We start from the raw sequence: 7,614 nt of genomic DNA, 5'->3' as shown, positions 1-7,614 counted from the left end.
TCTGAAGTCATGTCCACAGCAGACAGACGATCACGCGGTGGCCGCACCTCGTCTACCCGGCCCCACCAGCGACATCTCAAACGGCGGCTGCCGTATTAGCCGTCGGTAAGGGGACGGGCAGTCGAGACCAATCTCAGCGTGACCGCACGCGGATGTAAATCGGTCGTGAGCCGCGTAGCGCGGTAGACGTGCCGATGCGATTCACGGCCGATGCACCATTCAGCAATTGCAGTGAACGGCTTGAGTCGGCTGTTACGTAATCCTGTTCGTTAAATAGGAGCGTTGATCTCACCCTAATCGCGGATGCACTCAATTCGGCAGAGCCGTGAGCCGGAGGACCCAGCACGCCACGACGTTCGTAGCGACCGCTGATCCCTCTGCGCGTCGTGGCGCATCTGTCTTGTCCGGCGGCTGGGGCTAATGGCGGGGTGGCAATGGTGCGACCGGGCGGACCGCGGTGAACTGGGCGTGCTCGTACCGGGTGGCGGCGAGCAGCAGCAGCCATTCGTCGCAGCCCTGCCACGGGTAGACGTCGGCGGCACCGCCGCGTACCGCTCTGGGACCGTCACCGGTACGTGGGCGGGCATCCGCCGGGGCGTCCGCGAACCCGGGAATCCACACGTCGGCGCAGACCTCGTTCGCCGAGCCCATCGCGGCCAGCCCGAACGCGTTCTCGGTGGCGGCTGTCCGCTGCTCATCACCGAAGTCGTCGAGCACCTGGTCTCCGCCGGGTTTCCCGTCGCCGCGAAAGGTCAAGGTGGTGGTGCCCGCTCGGGCTGCGTACTCCCACTCCGCCTCGCTGGGCAGCCGGAACGGCAACGCATCGAGCAGATCATCCAGGTCATCCTCAAGCCGGGCCGTGCCGGACTCCACGTCGGCGTAGTCGTCCTCGTACTCCGGCAACCAGTGCCGCACCTGCGCGACCGTCAACGGATGCCGAGCGATCAGGAACGCCTCGACCCGCACCTCACGTACCGGCTGGGCATCCCCCGCGCCGGCGAAGAACGGCTCAAGAGTGTCCCCGACTCCGCCACCGTGCTCGATTGCGCGTACCGCCGCCAGCTCCGCCTCGGACAGACCCATGCGGAAGGTCCCACCCGGCACCTCCCGAAACACCACGCCGGACGCGACGTGCCGCAAAGCCGGCCGCCCGGCCACCATCTCCTCGGTCCACATGGCGCCGAACGCTAGCAGCCACCAACCGCATCGCCCGGCACAAGCACGAGCACTCGGGCAGCACGCGCGCTCATCGGCCGCGACCGTGCGTCCGGTCGCCCGAGCTGAACGCGACGCTGCGTCGCGAGCGATTCGCGGATGCGGATGCAGCCACGCGTCCATTTCGGTCTGGCTCTGGCGTGGGCGCGGAATCTCGTGGAGCAGTCGAGCCCCGATCGGTGAGGATCATGTCGTGTCCGTTCCCATCCGTCAGATCCGCGCCCGCTACTCCACCGACACCATCACCGTGTACCAGGCGTACCCCCCGCAGATCGCGCTACCAGCGGTCGCGGCCGGCCGCTTCGTGGCCCCCTTCAAGCGAGACCGGATGACGTGGATCAAGCCGTCGTTCCTGTGGATGATGTACCGCTGCGGCTGGGCCACCAAGCCCGGGCAAGAGCGCGTACTGTCCATCGACATCACGCGGGAGGGCTTCGAGTGGGCGCTGACGCGCGCCTGCCTGAGTCACTACGACCGAAACCTGCACGGCGACAAGGCGACTTGGTCACGGCTACTGAAAGCCAGCCCTGTACGAGTGCAATGGGATCCGGAGCGATCACTGCAGCTGAAGGCGCTACCGTACCGGTCACTGCAGGTCGGGCTGTCCGGCGAGGCTGTCGACCGGTACGTCGACGACTGGACGGTTGCCATCACCGACATCACGGCCACCGTCGAGCGCGTGAGAAACCTCCTACGCGCCGGCCATGAACAGGCCGTAGCAGCCCACCTGCCTGTCGAATCCGCCTACCCGCTGCCGGCTCAGATCGCCGCCAGCCTCCACGCCAGCCCGAACCTCACCACCGACGACATGCCCGAGCAGCAGCACGCACAGTGACAGCCACTCGACACGCCAGCTCGCCCACTCGCGGCAAATCCGTGCGCTGCCCTTTCCCGGGTGACTCTGCCGAGGATTACACAGGGGAATGACTCGCTTCTTGTTCGGTATTGTCGTACCGCGCCGATCGCCAGACCTGTCGAGCCCACGCATGGTCGGAGGCGTCGTCGTGCATGCACGTGATACGGAGGATGCCTTCGGAGGTCGCGGCATAACCGTGGAGTTCATGCTGCGGCTTACCGTCGACGACCACTGTGAGCCAGAATGCCCGTCGCACCACCTCGCCGTCCTGCTCCGACAACTCGCCGTCGCACCGTTCGGGCAAGCCCCCGCTGAGTTCGGCGATCGCAGCGTCGGCTGTCATGGCTTTCGAGGTATCGAACGCCTCGATGTGAACGGTCCGGCCGCGTCCCACGAACATCATGATGCCGTCGGCCGTTCGCGAGCCCAGACCGGCGGTGCGTTCCACGGACCAGCTCGCGGTGATCTGCTGGCGGACCGAGAGCGGCAGCGGGTGCCAGATCCGACTGAGTACATCGTCGCGGTCCCACGCCTCGGTCAGCACCCGCGACAACAGACTGTTCCGTTCTGCGACCAGATACGGCAAGGTTCCGGCATCGCGGACCTGCGCCCCGGCAATCTCACCGAGCAGCCCGGGCCATGGTTTGATCGCGTTCGCAACCTCACCCCGGAGCGTGAGATCGGTGTACTCGCGTGTGGTCCAGACCGCGTTGGCGTGGCGCAGTTGCTCGTCGTCGAGCTTCAGCCAGACCGAATACGTCACGCTTGCGCCACCGGTCAGGTGCACCGGCATGAGACAGCGCAGGAAGCCGCCTACGCCCGCGATCCGCTGGAAATCGGAGTTTCCCCAGGCCGACGCCCGCTGCTCGGCAGGCAGCGCCAGGATCGCGTCCGGCAACGACGACCGGATGTCAAGGTCAACACCATCCAGAGGCTCACCGCAGCACGAGCAACCAGGCACATGATCGAGCACACCGGGACTGTACGAGAAGCTCACCCCAGCGTCGAACGCCGCCAGGCACCACGACGCGTCCGCCCGACGAGCCCACGGCATGGCCGCCGAAGAGGCGACACATGTCGGGCCGCCTGTCGCGCCCGCTGCGCGGCAGATGAGGTTGCTGGTCCACTGGTCGCCAGCGGCCGACCGAAGGCCGGCTACTGTAGTAATGCCTCGATTGCGCTAGATGTTGCCAGTCCAGGGTTTCCCGACGCCCGCGCGTACCGCGCTGTGCCCGGGCGGGAGGTCAAGAACGTCGATCAGGCTGGGGTCCTCGTCAACTACGCCCTGCACGTCATGGCCATGGCCCAGATCAAACGAGCGACCCCGGGCCAGGACTACTACCAGCGGAAACGAGCCGCCGGCAAGACCCACAAAGAGGCCATGCGCTGCCTCAAGCGCCGCCTCGCCGACGTCGTCTACCGCACCATGATCAAAGACACGGAGATCTCTCTGATGCCAACGCCTTGACACAGAGAGGTGAACCGCCCCGGATCTTGTAGAGACTCCACAGAACCCGGGGCGGTTCAAGGTGCCGTTAGATCCACACGCCCGATCCGTAGGCGACAGTCGATGGACAGCCGGGGCCAGTATCGGTATGAAGTCAATGTGGCCAGCAAAACCCATGCGGGGTCTCACGCGATACGGGCCAGCGCCCACCCTGGGCGTGGTGGATATGTGGTCAGCGAGTACGTCCAGGGGGACAAGTGGGCACAGAGGCAGCCTCGTCACAGGGGCGCAGGGCCACCCGGCCAGCCAGGGACACCGTGCAGGATGTCGTGCGGGATGTGGTTGTCGAAGTTGCCCCGGAGGAGCTTCCCCTCGTCGCGGGCCTGGCCCGATTCGACGAAGCCACTGTTGTACGGCGGCTTGGGCGCTGGGGCGGCCGGCGCGAGCCGCTGGGTTTCGGCGCGGGAGAGGCCGCGGCGTTGGTGACGGCTGTGGTGTGGCTGGCGGTTGACCAGTCCGTGCGACGGCTGGGAGACGCCGCCACAGACAGCCTGCTCTGGCGGATGAAGGCGCTGCTACGCAGGCTCTTCCGTAGACGAGCTGAACCAGCGACCGTTCCTGCGCTGACTCCCGAACAGCTCGGTGAGGTGCGGCGGCGTGTCCTGGAGGTGGCCGCACAGCGGGGCCTGGAGCGCGACAGGGCAGACACGATCGCTGACGCCGTGGTGGCCAGGTTGGTGTTGGGTACCTCGGATGAGCGGGACCGACCGGAGGGCGAGTCGGCGGCCGGCACGCCCACGGTTCGCGGCCCAGAGGGCCTCTCCGGCCAGCGCGACACCCGCGAGACCGGAGGCAGTGCGGAGGCGGACCAGAACCGGACGAGGCCGTGACAGGTGACGGCAGTCGGACAACCCACCGCGCAGCATCTGGGCAAGCCCGTTCTGGCCTCCGGGACCACCTTGCGCTTCGTCGTGCTCGCAGTGCTGATCTTAGTGAGCAGCGCAACGATGATCATGCTGGTCCTTGGGGCGGGGCCCACGCCGCCCTCGACCACAGGCGGCTCCGCTGGGTGTGAACTGGCCGCGGGGGGAGATCCCAGCCGGATCGGCGAACCCTTCCCGCAGCAGAACAGCAGCGCCTACCGCGCCTGCGTCGACCGCTTCTCGTCAACGTCAAGGCTGCCCTGGTGGCCATCGCGGGTCTGGCCGGCGCTTGTCGTGGCGGTAGCCGCCGCGCTCATGTGGACGATTCCTGCCTGGAAGGCACGGCGGAGCCGGGTCGTCCCCCTGGAAACAGTCGATGTCGATGGTGACATCCGAAAGACCATGAGTGAACTGGCTGCGGTAGCCGGGCTCGACCGCCTGCCGCGCATCGTCATCGACCCGGCGGCGGCATCAGGCGGCGCGGTGGTGTTCGGCAGCAACCGTCGGCCGACCGTCTGCCTGCATGGCGGGCTCCTCGTTGGCCGAAGCACCGACCCCGAGGGCTTCCGGGCAGTAGTTCTCCACGAGTACGCCCACATCCGAAACGGAGACGTCACCCTCACCTACCTCACCGTTGCGCTGTGGCGGGCCTTCCTCGGTGCCGTGCTGCTCCCGTACGTCCTGGTGCTCCTCACCCTGGCGGGATGGGCGGCCCTGTTCGCCACCGGAGTGCGTGCGCCCCTGGAGCCTGAGGTGATGGAGATCGTGGACGGCTCGTCGATCCTGCTGGGCAGACTGCTCGCCACAGCGGCGGTCCTCGTGGTCCTTGTCCACCTCGCGCGCGCGGACGTGCTACGCAGTCGGGAGACGTACGCCGACCTCGCGGCGGTGAGCTGGGGAGCCGATCCCCGCAAGTGGTCGACCCTTGCCCTGGCTACCGGAGGAGGCGCGGATGGCAGGGGACGGCTGCGCCGCCTGCCCAGGACGGTCCTGGAGCTGTGGAGCACGCACCCCAGAGGCGATCTGCGTCAGGTGGCCCTGGTCGACCCTGCGCCGCTGTACGTGGCCAGGACACTGCCGATGTTCCTCACCGGGGTCCTCGCCCCGCTGATCAACTCCCAACTGGGCTTGTACGCCGCGTCATACGACACGACGTGGCTGGCGGACGCCTCCCGGGTACTGACGGCGGTGCTGGTCGCCGGAGTGGCCGGGACCATCCTGTGGCGTGCTTCGGCCCATGCCGTCCTCACCGGGCAGCGGGTGTCCTCAGGACTACGGGCTGGGCTGTGGCTGGGAATAGGAATGGCCGCCGGCGAACTGACCGGATACCAGGTCGGGCTTGACTCCCTGCTGCCGGCACATCCTGCCGCTCTGCTGCTGCCGATCTGTACCGGAGCGCTCTTCGGCTGGTGGACCGCCCGGTGCGCGGAGCTGTGGATCAGAGCATGGCCGGGGTCCACGTTCCGTCCGATGACACTGCTGGGAACCGGCATCGGTGGTGTGCTGCTGTCGTCATGGTTCGCCTGGTGGCAGGTGTATGGCGGGCTGTTCGTGCGAGGCTGGCCGTACTCCGTGGACGAGGTGCGGGCCGGCATCACGCGCGGGCTGCCCGCCGCAGATGTCGCGCAGCAGGACGGCATCGTGACCGGGCTATCCACGGTGTGGCCGTCGCTGGTCGCCCTGACCCAATGGCCGCTCACCCTGACGTCGGTCGCGCTCCTCTGGTTGGTGCCGCTCGCGGCTTGGGCGGTGCGTTCCGCCAGCGGTACTTCGCGTAATGAGCCGGGCGCGCAACAGGCGATGGTGTGGCCACCCGTGGCAACAACATCGTCCCGGGCGGAGGAAGGAGAGCCCCAGCTCCGAGACCGCGGGGTACTGCCACCCCTGCGGCGGGTTCTGCTCCCGGGTTTCCTCGGCGGAGTCCTTGCCGCGTGCATCGTCGCCGGGGCAATGGCATACATGCATACCTGGCCGCCGCCGACAACCGCGTCGAGGGCCCTGCTGATCTGGACCTACCTGGTCTGGGTGCTCATCGCTCTGGTCGTGGGAGCCGGCGCTGCCGCGACCACGGCGGCGGCGCTGGTCGACCGCTATCGGCTGTTGTGCGCGCTGATCGGGGCCCAGACTTCGGTGCTGGTGGGCTTCGCCGGAGCGATTGCGGTGGCGTCTCTGGACGGCTGTGTCCCGCAGTTGTCCGTACTGCGGCTGTCCTGCCATCCTTATCCCATTGCGTCGGCCTGGCTGGGCTTCCGCCTCATCATTGGCCCCACGCTCGTACTGGCTGTGCTGGTCACCGCCGTCACCGCCGCGGCCGTCTCGGTGATTCGTCGACTTCGGCCAGCCCGGCAAGCGGCTCCTGGGCAACGCCTACGGACGCCCTCCCGGTACGGACTCTTGCCGAGGCGGTTGGCGATGGGAGTGCTGGGCGTCGTGGTCGTGGTGATCACGGTCAGCGACCTGGTAGCGCCCGTGGTCGATCAGGCTGCGCTGGCCGCCGAATCGAGAACCGAGCCGCGGCAGACGGAACTGTCTCCCCGAACCAAAGCGCTGCAGGTGTACGCATGGGAGAAGTACGGCGGCCTGGAACTTCAGAAGCGGTTCATTACCGCCGGGGGCGAGCTGGGTGCCCTTCTCCAGAGACCGGAGATGGCTGACGAATCCGCGGTGATCAAGTATTGCGGGGAGCTCCAGGAAATCGCGAGGGAGGCCGCCGACTACCTGCCCGTACCCGATACTCAGGCCCAGTCGTACTGGAGGGCGTTCACGACTGGCACAGCACAAGGTGGTCGAAACTGCGAGCGAGCCCTCGAAGCATCGAGCGGCCGCATGTTGGCCGCGGCCCTGAACGAGCTGACCGAAGCCACGACCGCGCTTTCGTTGATGAACGAACGCAACGAAAGTGTCAAGCGGGCAGCAGGTTTCTCGTAGCGGGCTGCCCATTAAGCCTTTCCGGGTAACGATGTGTGACCGTGTGTAGTGCGCGTTTTCAGATGGTTCGTCCGTGCTCGATGTGGAGGATGACCAGGGCTGCGGCGACGATGTTGCCGATCTTCCAGGGGCAGAGGGTCGACGTTGCGCAGGGCTTTGAAGGTGGTCTTGAGCAGGCTGTTGCCGCGGTTCGCCGACCGCGCGGAGTCGGTTGTGGCCTGGCTCGGTGGCTGGATCCGACCGGA

General features: G+C 67.3%; 6 protein-coding genes and 1 pseudogene. 4 read left to right on the top strand and 3 right to left on the bottom strand.

Annotated features, from left to right (window positions below; genetic code table 11):
* Positions 1 to 417: 417 nt before the first annotated feature.
* Positions 418 to 1,176, bottom strand: a complete 759-nt coding sequence (locus ACFY2A_RS19725; protein WP_387173403.1) for a formylglycine-generating enzyme family protein — start codon at positions 1,174 to 1,176, stop codon at positions 418 to 420.
* A gap of 232 nt (positions 1,177 to 1,408) precedes the next feature.
* On the opposite strand from ACFY2A_RS19725, the gene ACFY2A_RS19720 reads away from it, so the two are divergent.
* On the top strand, positions 1,409 to 2,050 hold the full coding sequence (locus ACFY2A_RS19720; protein ID WP_387173401.1) for a DUF4291 domain-containing protein: 642 nt from the start codon (positions 1,409 to 1,411) through the stop codon (positions 2,048 to 2,050).
* A gap of 76 nt (positions 2,051 to 2,126) precedes the next feature.
* On the opposite strand, the gene ACFY2A_RS19715 is transcribed toward ACFY2A_RS19720, so the two are convergent.
* Complete coding sequence (locus ACFY2A_RS19715) at positions 2,127 to 3,044, bottom strand: DUF2199 domain-containing protein (protein WP_387173399.1); 918 nt, start codon at positions 3,042 to 3,044, stop codon at positions 2,127 to 2,129.
* A gap of 255 nt (positions 3,045 to 3,299) precedes the next feature.
* On the opposite strand from ACFY2A_RS19715, the gene ACFY2A_RS19710 reads away from it, so the two are divergent.
* From ACFY2A_RS19710 to ACFY2A_RS19700, 3 genes are all read left to right on the top strand, one after another.
* On the top strand, positions 3,300 to 3,539 hold the full coding sequence (locus ACFY2A_RS19710) for a hypothetical protein (RefSeq protein ID WP_387173397.1): 240 nt from the start codon (positions 3,300 to 3,302) through the stop codon (positions 3,537 to 3,539).
* 296 nt (positions 3,540 to 3,835) lie between these two features.
* A complete protein-coding gene (locus tag ACFY2A_RS19705) occupies positions 3,836 to 4,408 on the top strand; it encodes a hypothetical protein (RefSeq protein WP_387173395.1) in 573 nt (190 codons plus the stop codon).
* Positions 4,409 to 4,411: 3 nt separating this feature from the next.
* A complete protein-coding gene (locus tag ACFY2A_RS19700; protein WP_387173393.1) occupies positions 4,412 to 7,369 on the top strand; it encodes a M48 family metalloprotease in 2,958 nt (985 codons plus the stop codon).
* A gap of 58 nt (positions 7,370 to 7,427) precedes the next feature.
* Here ACFY2A_RS19700 and ACFY2A_RS19695 read toward each other — a convergent pair.
* A pseudogene (locus ACFY2A_RS19695) lies at positions 7,428 to 7,563 on the bottom strand (IS5/IS1182 family transposase); the annotation flags it as partial.
* Positions 7,564 to 7,614: the final 51 nt, after the last annotated feature.

The organism is Micromonospora sp. NPDC000442 (genome assembly GCF_042898635.1).
GTDB lineage: Bacteria > Actinomycetota > Actinomycetes > Mycobacteriales > Micromonosporaceae > Micromonospora.
The sequence above is the reverse complement of the archived record's forward strand: the minus strand, read 5'-3'. Positions and strand labels throughout refer to the sequence as shown.